The organism is Pseudomonas sp. RIT-PI-r (assembly GCF_001297015.1).
In the GTDB taxonomy this organism is placed as follows: Bacteria; Pseudomonadota; Gammaproteobacteria; order Pseudomonadales; family Pseudomonadaceae; genus Aquipseudomonas.
In genome coordinates, this window is the sequence record NZ_LIGE01000018.1 from 55,754 (window position 1) to 71,665 (window position 15,912).

At 59.9% G+C, this 15,912-nt stretch carries 16 protein-coding genes; 12 read left to right on the forward strand and 4 right to left on the reverse strand.

Features of this window, described 5'->3' with window-relative positions; genetic code table 11:
* Nucleotides 1-7 precede the first annotated feature (7 nt).
* Nucleotides 8-193: a hypothetical protein gene (locus AK821_RS06075; protein ID WP_064388876.1), complete on the reverse strand. Its 186-nt coding sequence runs from the start codon at nt 191-193 to the stop codon at nt 8-10.
* Here AK821_RS06075 and argS point away from each other — a divergent pair.
* The 9 genes from argS (at nt 192) to AK821_RS06120 (ending at nt 10,724) form a co-directional block, all read left to right on the forward strand.
* Nucleotides 192-1,928, forward strand: coding sequence for an arginine--tRNA ligase (argS, locus tag AK821_RS06080; protein WP_064388877.1), 1,737 nt, complete (start codon nt 192-194; stop codon nt 1,926-1,928). The genes AK821_RS06075 and argS overlap by 2 nt on opposite strands.
* Nucleotide 1,929: 1 nt before the next feature.
* A complete protein-coding gene (locus AK821_RS06085) occupies nt 1,930-2,646 on the forward strand; it encodes an SPOR domain-containing protein (RefSeq protein WP_007909385.1) in 717 nt (238 codons plus the stop codon).
* 233 nt (nt 2,647-2,879) lie between these two features.
* Nucleotides 2,880-3,410: an ATP-dependent protease subunit HslV gene (gene hslV / locus AK821_RS06090; protein WP_016984593.1), complete on the forward strand. Its 531-nt coding sequence runs from the start codon at nt 2,880-2,882 to the stop codon at nt 3,408-3,410.
* Nucleotides 3,411-3,464: 54 nt separating this feature from the next.
* Nucleotides 3,465-4,802: an ATP-dependent protease ATPase subunit HslU gene (hslU, locus tag AK821_RS06095; protein ID WP_064388878.1), complete on the forward strand. Its 1,338-nt coding sequence runs from the start codon at nt 3,465-3,467 to the stop codon at nt 4,800-4,802.
* Nucleotides 4,803-4,942: 140 nt separating this feature from the next.
* Nucleotides 4,943-5,317, forward strand: a complete 375-nt coding sequence (locus AK821_RS06100; protein ID WP_161806647.1) for a gamma-butyrobetaine hydroxylase-like domain-containing protein — start codon at nt 4,943-4,945, stop codon at nt 5,315-5,317.
* A 258-nt stretch (nt 5,318-5,575) separates the two neighbouring features.
* On the forward strand, nt 5,576-7,255 hold the full coding sequence (gene phaC, locus AK821_RS06105) for a class II poly(R)-hydroxyalkanoic acid synthase (protein ID WP_064388880.1): 1,680 nt from the start codon (nt 5,576-5,578) through the stop codon (nt 7,253-7,255).
* Nucleotides 7,256-7,397: 142 nt separating this feature from the next.
* Nucleotides 7,398-8,252, forward strand: a complete 855-nt coding sequence (gene phaZ, locus AK821_RS06110) for a poly(3-hydroxyalkanoate) depolymerase (RefSeq protein WP_016984597.1) — start codon at nt 7,398-7,400, stop codon at nt 8,250-8,252.
* A 139-nt stretch (nt 8,253-8,391) separates the two neighbouring features.
* Nucleotides 8,392-10,074, forward strand: a complete 1,683-nt coding sequence (phaC, locus tag AK821_RS06115) for a class II poly(R)-hydroxyalkanoic acid synthase (protein WP_064388881.1) — start codon at nt 8,392-8,394, stop codon at nt 10,072-10,074.
* Nucleotides 10,075-10,103: 29 nt separating this feature from the next.
* Nucleotides 10,104-10,724, forward strand: coding sequence for a TetR/AcrR family transcriptional regulator (locus tag AK821_RS06120; protein WP_064388882.1), 621 nt, complete (start codon nt 10,104-10,106; stop codon nt 10,722-10,724).
* Nucleotides 10,725-10,870: 146 nt separating this feature from the next.
* On the opposite strand, the gene AK821_RS06125 is transcribed toward AK821_RS06120, so the two are convergent.
* The 3 genes from AK821_RS06125 to AK821_RS06135 all read right to left on the reverse strand — a co-directional run bounded on the left by AK821_RS06125 (nt 10,871) and on the right by AK821_RS06135 (nt 12,740).
* Nucleotides 10,871-11,797, reverse strand: a complete 927-nt coding sequence (locus tag AK821_RS06125) for a phasin family protein (RefSeq protein WP_064388883.1) — start codon at nt 11,795-11,797, stop codon at nt 10,871-10,873.
* 10 nt (nt 11,798-11,807) lie between these two features.
* Nucleotides 11,808-12,230 (reverse strand): phasin family protein, encoded by a 423-nt coding sequence (locus AK821_RS06130; protein WP_053116633.1) that lies wholly within the window; start codon nt 12,228-12,230, stop codon nt 11,808-11,810.
* 234 nt (nt 12,231-12,464) lie between these two features.
* Nucleotides 12,465-12,740: a polyhydroxyalkanoic acid system family protein gene (locus AK821_RS06135; protein WP_007909364.1), complete on the reverse strand. Its 276-nt coding sequence runs from the start codon at nt 12,738-12,740 to the stop codon at nt 12,465-12,467.
* A gap of 166 nt (nt 12,741-12,906) precedes the next feature.
* Here AK821_RS06135 and ubiE point away from each other — a divergent pair, with 166 nt between their 5' ends.
* From ubiE to ubiB, 3 genes are read left to right on the forward strand one after another with little or no spacing between them, the layout of a single operon-like run.
* Nucleotides 12,907-13,677 (forward strand): bifunctional demethylmenaquinone methyltransferase/2-methoxy-6-polyprenyl-1,4-benzoquinol methylase UbiE, encoded by a 771-nt coding sequence (gene ubiE / locus AK821_RS06140; protein ID WP_008080626.1) that lies wholly within the window; start codon nt 12,907-12,909, stop codon nt 13,675-13,677.
* Complete coding sequence (locus AK821_RS06145) at nt 13,677-14,300, forward strand: ubiquinone biosynthesis accessory factor UbiJ (protein ID WP_034152973.1); 624 nt, start codon at nt 13,677-13,679, stop codon at nt 14,298-14,300. The genes ubiE and AK821_RS06145 overlap by 1 nt, the downstream gene beginning before the upstream one ends.
* Nucleotides 14,297-15,901, forward strand: coding sequence for a ubiquinone biosynthesis regulatory protein kinase UbiB (gene ubiB, locus AK821_RS06150; RefSeq protein ID WP_064388884.1), 1,605 nt, complete (start codon nt 14,297-14,299; stop codon nt 15,899-15,901). Before AK821_RS06145 ends, ubiB begins: the two co-directional genes overlap by 4 nt.
* Nucleotides 15,902-15,912 lie beyond the last annotated feature (11 nt).

Sequence of the window (15,912 nt, forward strand, 5' to 3'; positions counted from 1 at the left end):
GCGGCTCCTACAGGAAAATGCGTATCCCCGTGTAGGAGATGCCGAAGGCTGCGATCTTTTGATCTGAATGACACCACATATCCATAAGCTGCCTGCTAAGGTTGGCAAGCCCGTCTTCGCAACGGATAATGCCCAGTTTTTCCACCCGCGCATCGATGCGCCCGCCGCGCTTGCGGTCGAAAGAGAAGACCATGAAAGACACCATTCGCCAGCTGATCCAACAAGCCCTCACCCAACTCGTCAACGAAGGTGTGTTGCCTGAAGGCCTGTCGCCGGCGATTCAGGTGGAGAACGCCCGTGACAAGACCCACGGCGACTTCGCCAGCAACATCGCGATGATGCTGGCCAAGCCTGCGGGCATGAAACCGCGGGATCTGGCGGAAAAAATCATCGCCGCACTGCCGGCTGACGAGAACGTCACCAAAGCCGAAATCGCTGGCCCGGGCTTCATCAATTTCTTCCAGAACACTCAGGCGCTGGCTTCGCGCCTCGACGCTGCATTGGCTGATGCCCATGTTGGCGTACGCAAGGCCGGTCCTGCCCAACGCACCGTGGTCGACCTGTCCGCACCGAACCTGGCCAAAGAGATGCACGTCGGCCACTTGCGCTCGACCATCATCGGCGACGGCGTGGCCCGCGTACTCGAATTCCTCGGCGACGAAGTGATCCGTCAGAACCACGTCGGCGACTGGGGTACTCAGTTCGGCATGCTGATGGCCTATCTGCAGGAAAACCCGATCACCAGCGACGAGCTGTCCGACCTGGAAAATTTCTACCGCGCCGCCAAGCAGCGCTTTGACGAATCCGCAGAGTTTGCCGACCGCGCCCGTGGCCTGGTGGTCAAGCTGCAGGCCGGTGACGCCGAGTGCCTGGCGCTGTGGACCAAGTTCAAGGACATCTCGCTGTCGCACTGCCAGAAGATCTACGAACTGCTCAACGTCAAACTGACCATGGCCGACGTGATGGGCGAAAGTGCCTACAACGACGACCTGATCAACGTGGTCAACGATCTGAAAGCCGCCGGCATGCTGGTCGAAAGCAATGGCGCGCAATGCGTGTTCCTCGACGAGTTCAAGAACGCCGACGGCGACCCGCTGCCGGTGATCATCGTCAAGGCTGACGGCGGTTACCTGTACGCCACCACTGACCTCGCTGCCGTGCGCTACCGCAGCGGCAAGTTGAAAGCCGATCGCGCGCTGTACTTCGTCGACCAGCGTCAGGCCCTGCACTTCCAGCAAGTGTTCGCCGTGGCGCGCAAGGCCGGTTTTGTCACCCATCCGATGGAGATGGAACACATGGGCTTCGGCACCATGAACGGCGCCGATGGCCGTCCGTTCAAGACCCGTGACGGCGGCACCGTGAAGCTGATCGATCTGCTGAACGAAGCGCAGGAACGTGCCTATAACCTGGTGAAAGAAAAGAACCCGACGCTGGCCGAAGACGAGCTGCGCAACATCGCCAAAGTCGTCGGCATCGGCGCGGTGAAATATGCCGACCTGTCGAAGCACCGCACCAGCGACTACAGCTTCAACTTCGACCTGATGCTGAATTTCGAAGGCAACACCGCGCCGTACCTGCTGTATGCCTACACCCGTGTGGCCGGTGTATTCCGCAAACTGGGCAAGGACTTCAGCGAAGTCGATGGCCAGATCGTGCTGGAAGCCGCACATGAGCAAGAACTGGCGGCGAAACTGGCGCAGTTCGGCGAAGTGCTGAACAACGTGTCCGACAAAGGCACGCCGCACATTCTCTGCACTTATCTGTACGACGTTGCCGGTCTGTTCTCCAGCTTCTACGAGAACTGCCCGATCCTCGCTGCCGAAACCCCGGCCCAGATGCAGAGCCGTCTGCGCCTGGCCGCGCTGACCGGTCGCACCCTCAAGCAAGGCCTGGAGCTGTTGGGTCTGGAAACTCTGGAGCGTATGTAAGTTGGCTGCCAAGAAAAAACCTGCACCCAAGCGTGGCGCCAGCCGTTACCAAGCTCCTGCGAAGCAACCGATTCCGGGCTGGCTGTGGATGGCCATCGGCCTGACGGTCGGCGCGTTCATCGTTTTCCTGATGAAGCTGGAGCCGGGCAAGGGTAGCGACACGGTCAAGCGTGAGAAGGTCGAACAGGCGCAACAGCAGAAAGCGTCGAAGATCGCCGAGGCCAACAAGACCCCGCCGAGCCCGACGCAACCGGTGAAGCCGAAGTACGACTTCTACACCCTGTTGCCGGAATCGGAAGTGATCGTGCCGCCGGACGCCGTGCCGGAGAAGACCTTGCCGACGCCACAAGTGCCGGCCATCCCGACCACGCCAGTGACACCGGCGGAAGCGGCGAAGATCGACACCGCGCGTGCTCAGGCAGCCTTGGCCGGGATTACCCCGCCGCCAGCACCGCCAGTGAGCAAAGCGGCGCCGGTGACCAAGTTTTTCCTGCAGGCCGGTTCGTTCCGCAAAGAAACCGATGCAGACAAGGTCCGCGCGCAGATCATTCTGCTCGGTCAGGCGGTGGCGGTTGAGTCGGGCACGGTGAAGGATGAAACCTGGTATCGCGTACTGGTCGGCCCGTTCAGCAACCGTGAACAACTGACCACCGCACAGAAACAACTGGCCGGTGCCGGCTTCAGCAACCTGTTGTTACAACAACGCCAAAGCCGCTGACCCGCGAGCGATCGTTCCCACGCTCTGCGTGGGAACGCATCAAGGGACGCTCTGCGTCCCAGCGGTTAAGGGACGCGGAGCGTCCCGGACTGCATTCCCACGCAGAGCGTGGGAACGATCAATCAACCACCCGCCGTTCGTCCCTGTGCACTCTCCGCGGTTGAAATCCTCTCCAGCACCCCCATATGAATGGGCATAAGGCACTTTCGCCCCGCTGTGTGGAGACTCTTCCCTTGACCACCATCGTTTCAGTCCGCCGTCACGGCAAAGTCGTCATGGGCGGCGACGGCCAGGTTTCTCTCGGCAATACCGTGATGAAAGGCAACGCGAAAAAAGTTCGTCGCCTGTACCACGGCCAGGTCATCGCCGGTTTTGCCGGTGCCACCGCTGACGCCTTTACCCTCTTCGAGCGTTTCGAAGGCCAGCTTGAAAAACATCAGGGCCACCTGGTGCGCGCCGCTGTCGAACTCGCCAAAGAATGGCGCACCGATCGCTCCCTGAGCCGCCTCGAAGCGATGCTCGCGGTCGCCAACAAAGACGCTTCCCTGATCATTACCGGCAACGGTGACGTGGTCGAACCCGAAGACGGCCTGATCGCCATGGGTTCCGGCGGCGGTTACGCGCAGGCTGCGGCCAGCGCCCTGCTGAAAAAGACCGACCTGTCGGCTCGCGAAATCGTCGAAACCGCCCTCGGTATCGCCGGCGATATCTGTGTATTCACCAACCACACTCAGACCATTGAGGAGCAGGATCTCGCTGAATAAGCCTGACGCGGCCCTGTGCCACGGCTTGTTCTTGCTTGAGGACCGTCAATTATTATGTCCATGACTCCCCGCGAAATCGTCCACGAACTCAACCGTCACATCATCGGCCAGGACGATGCCAAGCGCGCCGTCGCGATTGCCCTGCGCAACCGCTGGCGCCGCATGCAGCTGCCTGAAGAGCTGCGCGTTGAAGTGACCCCGAAGAACATTCTGATGATCGGCCCGACCGGTGTCGGTAAAACCGAGATCGCCCGTCGTCTGGCGAAACTGGCCAACGCGCCGTTCATCAAGGTCGAAGCGACCAAGTTCACCGAAGTCGGCTACGTTGGCCGTGACGTCGAATCGATCATCCGTGATCTCGCCGACGCCGCGATCAAGATGCTCCGCGAGCAGGAAATGACTCGCGTGCGTCACCGCGCCGAAGACGCTGCCGAGGATCGCATCCTCGACGCGCTGCTGCCGCCGGCCCGCATGGGCTTCAGCAATGAAGAAGCGCCGAGCTCCGATTCCAACACCCGTCAGCTGTTCCGCAAGCGCCTGCGCGAAGGTCAGCTGGATGACAAGGAAATCGAGATCGAAGTCGCCGAAGTGGCAGGCATCGAAATCGCCACGCCGCCCGGCATGGAAGAGATGACCAACCAGTTGCAGTCGCTGTTTGCCAACATGGGCAAGGGCAAGAAGAAGGCGCGCAAGCTCAAGGTCAAAGAAGCGCTGAAGCTGGTGCGCGACGAAGAAGCCGGGCGTCTGGTCAACGAAGAAGAGCTGAAGGCCAAGGCGCTGGAAGCCGTTGAACAGCACGGCATCGTGTTCATCGACGAGATCGACAAAGTCGCCAAGCGTGGCAACGTCGGTGGCGCCGATGTCTCCCGTGAAGGCGTGCAGCGCGACCTGCTGCCGCTGATCGAAGGCTGCACCGTCAACACCAAACTGGGCATGGTCAAGACCGACCACATCCTGTTCATCGCCTCCGGCGCGTTCCACCTGAGCAAGCCGAGCGACCTGGTGCCTGAGCTGCAAGGTCGTCTGCCGATCCGCGTCGAACTCAAGGCCCTGAGCCCGTCGGACTTCGAGCGCATCCTCAGCGAACCGCATGCCTCGCTGACCGAGCAATATTGCGCGTTGCTGAAAACCGAAGGCCTGAACATCCAGTTCCAGCCAGAAGGCATCAAGCGTCTGGCGGAGATCGCCTGGCAGGTCAACGAGAAAACCGAGAACATCGGTGCCCGTCGCCTGCACACGCTGCTTGAGCGTCTGCTCGAAGAGGTATCGTTCAGTGCCGGTGATCTGGCCAGCACCCACGATGAGAAGCCGATTCTGATCGACGCCGAATACGTCAACAGCCACCTTGGCGAATTGGCGCAGAACGAAGACCTGTCCCGTTATATCCTGTAAGCAACTCTTACAGATGTAATGGAACTGTGGGAGCGAGCCTGCTCGCGAAGACGGCAGTACATTCAACCCTTGTGTTGACTGAACCACCGCTTTCGCGAGCAGGCTCGCTCCCACAAGGTTCCGCACTAGACGGATACCTGATCATGATCCCCACCGACATCAAACTGCACAAAGCCTCGAAAACCCTGACGCTGACTTACGCGTCCGGCGAGGAATACACCCTGCCCGCCGAATTCCTGCGCGTGCATTCCCCCTCCGCCGAGGTCCAGGGCCACGGCAAACCGATCCTGCAATTCGGCAAGATCAACGTCGGTCTGAGCAAACTGGAACCAGCCGGTCACTACGCACTGAAACTGACCTTCGACGACGGTCACGACAGCGGCTTGTTCACCTGGGATTATCTCTACGAGCTGGGGCGACGTCATGACGCACTCTGGGCCGATTATCTGGCCGAGCTCAAAGCGGCGGGCAAGACCCGCGATCCGAACGAGTCAGTCGTCAAGCTGATGCTCTAGCCCGTACCTTGCGCTCATTAGAGGGCATTTTCTAAATTCATCTGTTTGAATGCTCCGCTGTGTGGCCGAGGATCGGCCCGCTTGCGAAAAAAATTAAACTCGGGTAACCAATGGAGCTGGCAAGTTCCCTGCAGTGCTCTACGACTGTAAAGCAGCTATGCAGAATTAACGGTCACCCGAGCAGTAGTACCTGGCATTGGCTGTGGAACTGCACAGCAGAAAACCGGGTACTCGTCTCAGGACAATGGAGCGTCGTAGATGAGTAACAAGAATAACGATGACCTGAAGTACCAAGCCTCGGAAAACACCCTGGGGCTTAATCCCGTCGTTGGGCTACGCGGAAAGGATCTGCTGGCCTCTGCTCGTATGGTGCTGAAACAGGCCATCAGACAACCGATCCATAGCGTCAAGCACGTCACCCATTTCGGCCTCGAACTGAAGAACGTGCTGTTTGGCAAATCCGAACTGCAACCGGCTGGCGATGACCGTCGCTTCGCTGATCCGGCGTGGAGCCAGAACCCGCTGTACAAACGTTATCTGCAAACCTATCTGGCGTGGCGCAAGGAACTCCATGCCTGGATTGACGACAGCAGTCTCTCCCCCAAGGACATCGCGCGTGGCCACTTCGTCATCAACCTGATGACCGAAGCCATGGCCCCGACCAACTCGGCGGCCAACCCGGCCGCGGTGAAACGTTTTTTCGAAACCGGTGGCAAGAGCCTGCTCGATGGCCTCTCCCATTTGGCCAAGGATCTGGTGCACAACGGCGGCATGCCGAGCCAGGTCAACATGGGCGCGTTCGAAGTCGGCAAGAGCCTCGGCGTCACCGACGGCGCGGTGGTGTTTCGCAACGACGTGCTGGAGCTGATCCAGTACAAGCCGATCACCGAGCAAGTCCATGAGCGCCCGTTGCTGGTGGTACCGCCGCAGATCAACAAGTTCTACGTATTCGATTTGAGCCCGGACAAGAGTCTGGCGCGCTTCTGCCTGCGCAATAATGTGCCGACGTTCATCATCAGTTGGCGCAACCCGACCAAGGCGCAGCGCGAGTGGGGACTGTCGACCTACATCGACGCACTGAAAGAGGCCGTCGACGTGGTCACCGCGATCACTGGCAGCAAAGACGTCAACATGCTTGGCGCCTGCTCCGGCGGCATCACCTGCACCGCCCTGCTCGGCCACTACGCGGCGATCGGCGAGAAGAAGGTCAATGCCCTCACCCTGCTGGTCAGCGTGCTCGACACCACACTGGACAGCGATGTCGCCCTGTTCGTCGACGAGCAGACCCTGGAGACCGCCAAGCGTCACTCGTACCAGGCCGGCGTGCTCGAAGGCAAAGACATGGCCAAGGTCTTCGCCTGGATGCGCCCCAACGACCTGATCTGGAACTACTGGGTCAACAACTACCTGCTCGGCAACGAGCCGCCGGTGTTCGACATCCTGTTCTGGAACAACGACACCACACGGTTGCCCGCCGCGTTCCATGGCGACCTGATCGAGATGTTCAAAAACAACCCACTGATTCGCCCCAATGCACTGGAAGTGTGCGGCACGCCGATCGACCTCAAGCAGGTAACGGCCGACATCTTCTCGCTGGCCGGCACCAACGACCACATTACCCCGTGGAAGTCCTGCTACAAGTCGGCGCAGCTGTTTGGCGGCAAGGTCGAATTCGTGCTGTCCAGCAGCGGGCATATCCAGAGCATTCTGAACCCGCCGGGCAACCCGAAATCCCGTTACATGACCAGCGAAGAAATGGCGGCCAACGCCGATGACTGGCAAGAAAACTCGACCAAGCACACCGATTCCTGGTGGCTGTACTGGCAGGCCTGGCTGGCCGAGCGCTCGGGCGACCTGAAAAAGGCCCCGGTGAAATTGGGCAACAAGGCGTATCCGGCGGGTGAAGCTTCGCCGGGCACTTACGTTCACGAGCGGTAACTGACACCACCCCTTCCCTGTAGGAGCTGCCGCAGGCTGCGATCTTTTGACTTTTGATTTTTAAACAACAAGATCAAAAGATCGCAGCCTTCGGCAGCTCCTACATGGGGTGTGGTGAATTTAAATCCACAGGGCCTGACGCATGCCGCAACCGTTCATATTCCGTACCGTCGATCTGGATGGTCAAACCATCCGCACGGCGGTACGTCCCGGCAAGCCTCACTTGACGCCCTTGCTGATTTTCAACGGCATCGGCGCCAACCTGGAGCTGGTGTTTCCGTTTGTCGCGGCGCTGGACCCGGATCTGGAAGTGATCGCGTTCGACGTGCCTGGTGTCGGCGGCTCCTCGACGCCGAACCGTCCATACCGCTTTCCCGGTCTGGCCAAGCTGACCTCGCGCATGCTCGATTACCTCGACTACGGTCAGGTCAACGTCATCGGTGTGTCGTGGGGTGGCGCACTCGCGCAGCAGTTCGCCTACGACTACCCCGAGCGCTGCAAGAAACTGGTGCTGGCGGCGACCGCTGCCGGTGCGGTAATGGTGCCGGGCAAGCCGAAAGTGCTGTGGATGATGGCCAGTCCGCGACGCTACATTCAGCCGTCCCACGTGATCCGCATCGCGCCGCTGATCTATGGGGGCTCGTTCCGCCGCGATCCGACCCTGGCCGCCAGTCACGCCGCAAAAGTGCGTTCGGCAGGCAAGCTCGGTTACTACTGGCAACTCTTTGCTGGCCTCGGCTGGACCAGCATTCACTGGCTGCACAAGATCCATCAGCCGACGCTGGTACTCGCCGGCGACGACGATCCACTGATCCCGTTGATAAACATGCGCATGCTCGCCTGGCGCATTCCCAACGCGCAACTGCACATCATCGACGACGGTCATCTGTTCCTGATTACCCGCGCCGAAGCGGTGGCGCCGATCATCATGAAATTCCTCCAGGAGGAACGTCAGCGCGCGGTGATGCACCCGCATCCGACACCGCTCGGCGGTTAACCCCGGCGGCAGGCTTTATGCAGGCCTTTGGCAAAGAGTGCGCGGCAGGACGCCGCGCAGGCAGCAACCCGCAACAGCGTCTATGGTGTTCTGGTTCGGTGAGTGTGTTTTTGGCCTGAAGACGAAGGAGTGTTGAGTCATGCGCGACAAACCAGCGACGGGCGGAGTGCCCAGCCCCGCCGTGTTCATCAACGCACAGAGTGCGATCACCGGATTGCGCGGTCGCGACTTGCTTTCGACCCTGCGCAGCGTGGCCGCCCACGGTTTGCGTAACCCGGTGCACAGCGCGAAACACGCCTTGAAGCTCGGCGGCCAGTTGGGCCGCGTGCTGCTCGGGGAAACCCTGCACCCGACCAATCCGAACGACAGTCGTTTCGCTGACCCGGCGTGGAGCCTGAATCCTTTTTATCGCCGTAGCCTGCAGGCTTATCTGGCCTGGCAGAAACAGGTCAAAAGCTGGATCGACGAAAGCAACATGAACCCGGAGGATCGCGCCCGGGCGCACTTCGCCTTCACCCTGCTCAACGACGCCGTGGCGCCCTCAAACACGCTGCTCAATCCGCTGGCGGTCAAAGAGTTGTTCAACTCCGGCGGGCACAGTCTGGTGCGCGGTCTCAGTCATTTGTTCGATGATCTGCTGCACAACGACGGCTTGCCCCGCCAAGTGACCAAACAGGCTTTCGAGGTCGGCAAGACCGTCGCCACCACCACCGGCTCGGTGGTGTTTCGCAATGAGCTGCTTGAGCTGATCCAGTACAAGCCGATGAGCGAAAAGCAGTACGCCAAGCCGCTGCTGGTGGTGCCGCCGCAAATCAACAAGTACTACATTTTCGACCTCAGCCCGCAGAACAGCTTCGTCCAGTACGCACTGAAGAACGGCCTGCAGACCTTCATGATCAGCTGGCGCAATCCCGATGTGCGCCATCGCGAATGGGGCCTGTCGACCTACGTCGAAGCAGTGGAAGAAGCGATGAACATCTGCCGGGCGATCACCGGCGCCCGTGAGGTCAATCTGATGGGGGCTTGCGCTGGAGGGCTGACCATCGCCGCCCTGCAAGGCCACCTGCAGGCCAAGCGGCAGCTGCGCCGGGTCTCCAGCGCGACCTATCTGGTCAGCCTGCTCGACAGCGAAATCGAAACCTCGGCCACGCTGTTCGCCGATGAGCAAACCCTCGAAGCCGCCAAGCGTCGCTCCTATCAGAAAGGCGTGCTCGAAGGTCGCGACATGGCCAAAGTCTTCGCCTGGATGCGCCCCAACGATTTGATCTGGAGCTACTTCGTCAACAACTACCTCTTGGGCAAAGAGCCGCCGGCCTTCGACATCCTCTACTGGAACAACGACAACACCCGTCTGCCCGCCGCGTTCCACGGTGATTTGCTGGACTTCTTCAAGCACAACCCGCTGACCCATCCGGGTGGGCTTGAGGTCTGTGGCACGCCGATCGACTTGCAGAAAGTCACCGTCGACAGCTTCAGCGTCGCCGGCATGAACGACCACATCACGCCGTGGGACGCGGTGTATCGCTCGACCCTGCTGCTCGGCGGCGACCGACGCTTCGTGCTGTCCAACAGCGGTCACGTGCAGAGCATTCTCAACCCGCCGAGCAACCCGAAAGCCGCGTACGTCGAGAACGGCAAGATGAGCAGCGACCCGCGCGCCTGGTACTACGACGCCAAACACGTCGACGGCAGCTGGTGGCCGCAGTGGCTGGAGTGGATTCAGCAGCGCTCCGGCGCACAACACGAAACCACCTTTACCCTCGGCAACCCGAACTATCCACCGATGGAGGCCGCGCCCGGTACTTACGTGCATGTGCGCTGACGCTTAACCGAACTTTCTAAGAAGACTGGATGAAAACCCGCGACCGGATTCTCGAATGTGCTTTGCAACTGTTCAACGAAAAGGGCGAGCCGAACGTCTCCACCATGGAGGTGGCCAACGAAATGGGGATCAGCCCCGGCAACCTTTACTACCACTTCCACGGCAAGGAGCCGTTGATACTCGGGTTGTTCGAACGCTTTCAGAATGAACTGGCGCCACTGCTCGATCCGCCGGCGGATGTGGAACTGGCGCCGGAGGATTACTGGCTGTTTTTGCACTTGATTGTCGAGCGGTTGGCGCAGTACCGGTTTCTGTTCCAGGACCTGTCGAATCTCGCCGGGCGGTTGCCGAAGCTGGCCAAGGGGATTCGTCATCTGCTCAATGCGCTGAAGCGCACGCTGGCGTCGTTGTTGGCGCGGTTGAAGGCAGGAGGGCAGTTGGTCAGTGATACGCAGGCGTTGGGGCAGTTGGTGGAGCAGATCACCATGACGTTGCTGTTTTCGCTGGATTATCAGCGGATTCTGGATCGTGAGGGTGAGGTGCGGTTGGTCGTGTATCAGATCATGATGTTGGTGGCGCCGCACCTGCTGCCGCCGGTGAAGGTCGCGACCGAACGCATGGCCCTGCAATACCTCGAAGACCACGAGTAACCCGGAATCAAAAGATCGCAGCCTTCGGCAGCTCCTACAGGGGGAATGTGTACCTCTGTAGGAGCTGCCGAAGGCTGCGATCTTTTGATCTTCAAACAAAAACGCCCGACCTTCACAGGCCGGGCGTTTTGTTTTTCCCTGAAAAATCAGGACTGACTGGTTGGCGTCGACGGGGTCGATGCAGCAGTCGGGGTTGCCGCCGGAGTCGGTGCGGCGGCGGAGTTCGACGCGCTCACCGGAGCTGTCGGGGTGGCCGGCTTGGCTGCAGCAGGTGCTGCTGGCTTCGGCGCTGCGGCTTTCGGCGCGGCCGGTTTTTTCACTGCCGGTTTTTTCGCCGCAGCCGGTTTGGCTGCTGGCTTGGCAGCCGGTTTGGCGGCAGCGGTTTTCGCGGCTGGCTTGGCGGCTGGTTTCGCTGCAGTTTTGGCCGCAGGTTTTGCAGCTGGTTTGGCTGCGGCTTTGGCGGCAACCGGTTTGGCGGCTGCTTTGGCTGCTGGCTTGGCGGCAGCGGTTTTGGCTGCAGGCTTGGCCGCTGCTTTTGCCGCGGGTTTAGCGGCAGCTTTAGCCAATGGCTTGGCAGCGGATTTTGCCGCGGGTTTGGCCGCTGCGGTTTTCGCTGCCGGTTTTGCTGCCGCGGGTTTGGCCGCCACAGGCTGAGCCTTCAGACCGGTGAGTTTTTCGATCTGCCTGGTCAGTGTGTCGACCTTGCTGTTAAGTGCCTTGACCTCATTGCGGCTCGGTACGCCCAGGCGCGAGATAGCGCTGTTCAGGCGCTTGTCGAAAGCCCCTTCCAGCTCGTCCCACTTGCCCAGTGCACGATCTTTCACGCCGCTGATGCGCGACTTCGCCGAGGAAGCGGAGTCCTTCGCTGCATCGACTTTTTTGCCGACTGCAGACTTGGTGAGCTTCTCGGCTTTCTCGCCGTCTTTGACCAATGTATCGAAGAGCTTGCTGCCGTCAGTGTCGATCTTCGAGTACACGCCTAAACCAGCCAGCCAGATTTTGCGGGAGTAGGATTCGACCTTCCCGACCCACGAGCTGCTATCTTTTTTATCAGTAGTCTTTTTGCCAGCCATCCCGTTCTCCTTAAGATTTACGCGCGACGCGTTCGAGCAATGCCGTCAGCTCATCGAGCTTAGCAGAGAGTGTCTCAACGTCATGTTTAGACGGAATGCCGATACGATTCAAGGCGCTTGCTACACGGGAGTCGAACGCCTTCTCGACCTTGTCGAGCTGAACCTCGACGCGACCTTTGAATGAACTCACTTCACCCTTGGCTTCATCGATCTCGGCGTTGGCCGCTTCGAGTTTTTCGGTGACGACTTTTTTGCCTTTCTTTTCAACAGTTTGACCGGCTTTGATCAGCTCTTGAAAGTAGTCACTGCCCTCTTGGCCAACCTTGGCGTAGGCACCCAGGCCTGCCAGCCAGATCTTGCGGGCATAGGATTTGACGTCGCTCAGAGCAGTTGTCGAAGCGTCGATTTTTTTCTTCAAAATAACTTTGGCCATGGTGCACCTCACGCGCAGAAGGTTTGAGGAACTGCCCGCGAAAGTGTCGGGCTCAGGCACAAAGTAGGCAGAAAAATTAGAAACGGCACCCTAACAACTGACATAAAAGCTCGGGTGCACCACAAAATAAATGTAGGAGTGAGCCTGCTCGCGATAGCGGTGTATCAGTCAAAAAATGATGTCGACTGACAGACCGCTATCGCGAGCAGGCTCACTCCTACAGGGGATCGTGTTTCAGACCAAAGCTTTGTCGAGGGCTTTTTCGATTTCGGCTTTGATCATGCCGCTCATGGCCGACATCATCAGGCCCAGCTCAACGTCGACCTTGATCGAATCGTCCGCCACATGCACCGCACCTTTCACACCCGAGCGCTTGAGATTCAGGGTGTCACCCGACCATTGCGGCTCCAGGCCATATTGCTCGGAGAGTTTCTGCGCCAGCTTGTCGGCCTTCTCGCGGGCGGCTTCCTTGCCCAGGTTGTGGGCACGCTCAACAGTGATTTTGGCCATTGATTGACTCCTGCTTTTTGAATGGGGCGAAAAAGATGTGTCGGTAAATCTTGACCGCCGCTGCGGCAAATCGTCCCGAAGGTTGCCCATCTTACCTTTAGCCATTCCAAGACAAAGCATGGCTTGGGGATTAGAATGTCGCGCATTCTCTTTTGGTGACAGCGATATGACTGATCAGCGCAAAGGCAGCGATGCCGAACCCACCACTCACTTCGGCTTCAAAAACGTTCCGGAAAGCCAGAAAGCGGAAAAAGTCGCTGAGGTTTTCCACTCGGTAGCCGCCAAGTACGACCTGATGAACGACCTTCTGTCGGGCGGCATGCACCGTCTGTGGAAGCGTTTCGCGATCGAACTGTCGGGCGTGCGCAGCGGTAACCGCGTGCTGGACATCGCCGGTGGTACCGGTGACCTGACCAAAAAGTTCTCGCATCTGGTTGGCCCTACCGGTCAGGTGGTATTGGCCGACATCAACGAATCGATGCTCAAGGTCGGCCGTGACCGCCTGCTCGATCTGGGTGTCGCCGGCAACGTCGAATTCGTTCAGGCGGACGCGGAAAAGCTGCCGTTCCCGGACAACCACTTCGACTGCGTGACCATCGCCTTCGGCCTGCGCAACGTGACGCACAAAGAAGACGCCCTGCGTTCGATGCTGCGCGTGCTCAAGCCGGGCGGGCGTCTGCTGGTGCTGGAATTCTCCAAGCCGACCAACGCGCTGATGTCGAAAGCCTACGACGCTTACTCGTTCGCCTTCATGCCGCTGATGGGCAAGCTGATCACCAACGACTCGGAAAGCTATCGCTACCTGGCCGAATCGATCCGCATGCACCCGAATCAGGAAACCCTGAAGTCGATGATGGTCGACGCCGGTTTCGACCGCGTGACCTATCACAACATGACCGCAGGCATCGTCGCCCTGCACCGTGGCATCAAGCCCTGATGTTGCTCACCGGGCTGCTCGCCAGCGTTGAACTCGGCCTCAACCGGGTGCTGCGTCTCGACAGCACGGCGCTGCCGCGGCTGGCGCATTTGACCGGCAAGGTGATTGCCGTCGACTGCCGCAGCCCGGCGCTGCAACTGTTCATCCTGCCGAGCGACGAAGGTCTGATGCTGGCCTCGCACTGGGAAACCGCTGTCGACTGCACCCTGCGCGCGCCGGCCTCCAGCCTGATCAAACTGGCCGTGAGCAAAGACAAGACTGCGGTGCTGCACGCCCCGGAAGTCGAGCTTGATGGCGACAGCGGCGTGCTGCTGGAGCTGGCCGGCGTGCTGCAGGATCTTGAGCTGGACTGGGAGTACGAACTCTCGCGCTGGCTCGGTCCGGTCGCCACGCAGCTGGTCGGTGGCCATCTGCGCAGTCGCGCACGCTGGTATCAACAAGGATTTGCCAGCCTCAACCAGAATCTCGCCGAATACCTCGCCGAAGAATCGCGCACCCTCGTCGGGCAGCGCGAAGCCGAAGCACGGTTCAGCGAACTGGACCGGATCAAACTTGATCTGGAACGTCTCGAGGCGCGTTTCGAGCGCCTTTCCCGATCCCTCGACCCAAGCGATAACGCATGAAGCTGCTTGCCGTCCGCCGTTTGTTGCGCATCCAGCGCGTCGTGATCCGCTACCGCCTCGATGATCTGCTGTTCGATCTGCCGCTGCCCTGGTTTCTCCTGGCGCTGCGCTATGTGCTGCCGTGGCGCTGGTTCCCGCGCAAGCCGCTGGAGCTGAGCCGGGGTGCGCGTTTGCGTCTGGCGTTGCAGGATCTCGGGCCGATCTTCATCAAGTTCGGGCAGATTCTTTCGACTCGCCGCGACCTGCTGCCGGAAGACATCGCCGATGAGCTGATGTTGTTGCAGGACCGCGTGCCGCCATTCGATTCGCAACTGTCGATCAAACTGATCGAAGAACAGTTGGGTAAAAAAATCAGTGAAGTGTTCAGCCGTTTCGACGTCGAACCGCTGGCCTCGGCATCGGTGGCGCAGGTGCATGCCGCGCAGCTGAAAACCGGCGAAGAAGTCGTGGTCAAGGTGATCCGCCCTGGTTTGAAAGCGGTGATCGCGCAGGATCTGGCGTGGCTGTTCATCCTCGCCCGCGCCGCTGAAAAGCTCTCGGCCGACGCGCGTCTGCTGCACCCGGTCGATGTGGTCCAGGACTACGAAAAAACCATCTACGACGAATTGGATCTGCTGCGCGAGGCGGCCAACGCCAGCCAGTTGAAGCGCAACTTCGAAGGTTCGCCGCTGCTCTACGTGCCGCAAGTGTATTGGGACTGGTGCCGGCCGAAAGTGCTGGTGATGGAGCGCATCTACGGCATTCAGGTGACGGATCTGGCGACCCTCGCCGACCAGCGCACCGACATGAAAATGCTCGCCGAACGCGGTGTGGAGATTTTCTTCACCCAAGTGTTCCGCGACAGTTTCTTCCACGCCGACATGCACCCCGGCAACATTTTCGTCAGTACCGTCAATCCGTGGAGCCCGCAGTACATTGCGATCGACTGCGGCATCGTCGGCAGCCTGACCCCGGAAGATCAGGATTATCTGGCCCGCAACCTGTTCGCCTTCTTCAAGCGTGACTACCGCCGCGTGGCGCAATTGCACATCGATTCGGGTTGGGTGCCGGCGGAAACCAAACTCAACGAATTCGAAGCGGCGATCCGCACCGTGTGCGAACCGATCTTCGAAAAACCGTTAAAAGATATTTCATTTGGCCAGGTGCTGATGCGCCTGTTCCAGACTGCGCGGCGCTTCAACATGGAAGTGCAACCGCAACTGGTGCTGCTGCAAAAGACCCTGCTGAACATCGAAGGCCTCGGCCGTCAGCTGTACCCGGATCTGGATCTGTGGAACACCGCGCAGCCGTTTCTCGAACGCTGGATGCGCGAACGCGTCAGCCCGAAAGCCTTGCTCGGCAACGTGCAGAGCCAGTTCGAGCAACTGCCGCACCTGGCGAATATGGCCCGCGATCTGCTCGAACGCATGTCCCAGCCGCACGCCTACGATCCGCCGCCACCGTGGCATAAACGCAAGGATGACTGGTTCCTGCGCCTGCTCGGGTGCGCGCATCTGGCCGGCGGGGTGATCCCCGCCCTCGGTGGTCCGTTGCACGAATTGGGGCATTGGCCGGCCGGAATCATGGTGGCCGTGGGCTTGTATCTGGTCGTTCGCCGATAGCCAGTTTCGTG

Excerpts from the sequence above, each read along its gene's own strand:
- argS (WP_064388877.1), top strand. The coding sequence starts at position 192 with ATGAAAGACACCATTCGCCAGCTGATCCAACAAGCCCTCACCCAACTC.
- AK821_RS06075 (WP_064388876.1), bottom strand. The coding sequence starts at position 193 with ATGGTCTTCTCTTTCGACCGCAAGCGCGGCGGGCGCATCGATGCGCGG.
- hslU (WP_064388878.1), top strand. The coding sequence starts at position 3,465 with ATGTCCATGACTCCCCGCGAAATCGTCCACGAACTCAACCGTCACATC.
- phaC (WP_064388880.1), top strand. The coding sequence starts at position 5,576 with ATGAGTAACAAGAATAACGATGACCTGAAGTACCAAGCCTCGGAAAAC.
- phaZ (WP_016984597.1), top strand. The coding sequence starts at position 7,398 with ATGCCGCAACCGTTCATATTCCGTACCGTCGATCTGGATGGTCAAACC.
- phaC (WP_064388881.1), top strand. The coding sequence starts at position 8,392 with ATGCGCGACAAACCAGCGACGGGCGGAGTGCCCAGCCCCGCCGTGTTC.
- AK821_RS06120 (WP_064388882.1), top strand. The coding sequence starts at position 10,104 with ATGAAAACCCGCGACCGGATTCTCGAATGTGCTTTGCAACTGTTCAAC.
- AK821_RS06125 (WP_064388883.1), bottom strand. The coding sequence starts at position 11,797 with ATGGCTGGCAAAAAGACTACTGATAAAAAAGATAGCAGCTCGTGGGTC.
- AK821_RS06130 (WP_053116633.1), bottom strand. The coding sequence starts at position 12,230 with ATGGCCAAAGTTATTTTGAAGAAAAAAATCGACGCTTCGACAACTGCT.
- AK821_RS06135 (WP_007909364.1), bottom strand. The coding sequence starts at position 12,740 with ATGGCCAAAATCACTGTTGAGCGTGCCCACAACCTGGGCAAGGAAGCC.
- ubiE (WP_008080626.1), top strand. The coding sequence starts at position 12,907 with ATGACTGATCAGCGCAAAGGCAGCGATGCCGAACCCACCACTCACTTC.
- AK821_RS06145 (WP_034152973.1), top strand. The coding sequence starts at position 13,677 with ATGTTGCTCACCGGGCTGCTCGCCAGCGTTGAACTCGGCCTCAACCGG.
- ubiB (WP_064388884.1), top strand. The coding sequence starts at position 14,297 with ATGAAGCTGCTTGCCGTCCGCCGTTTGTTGCGCATCCAGCGCGTCGTG.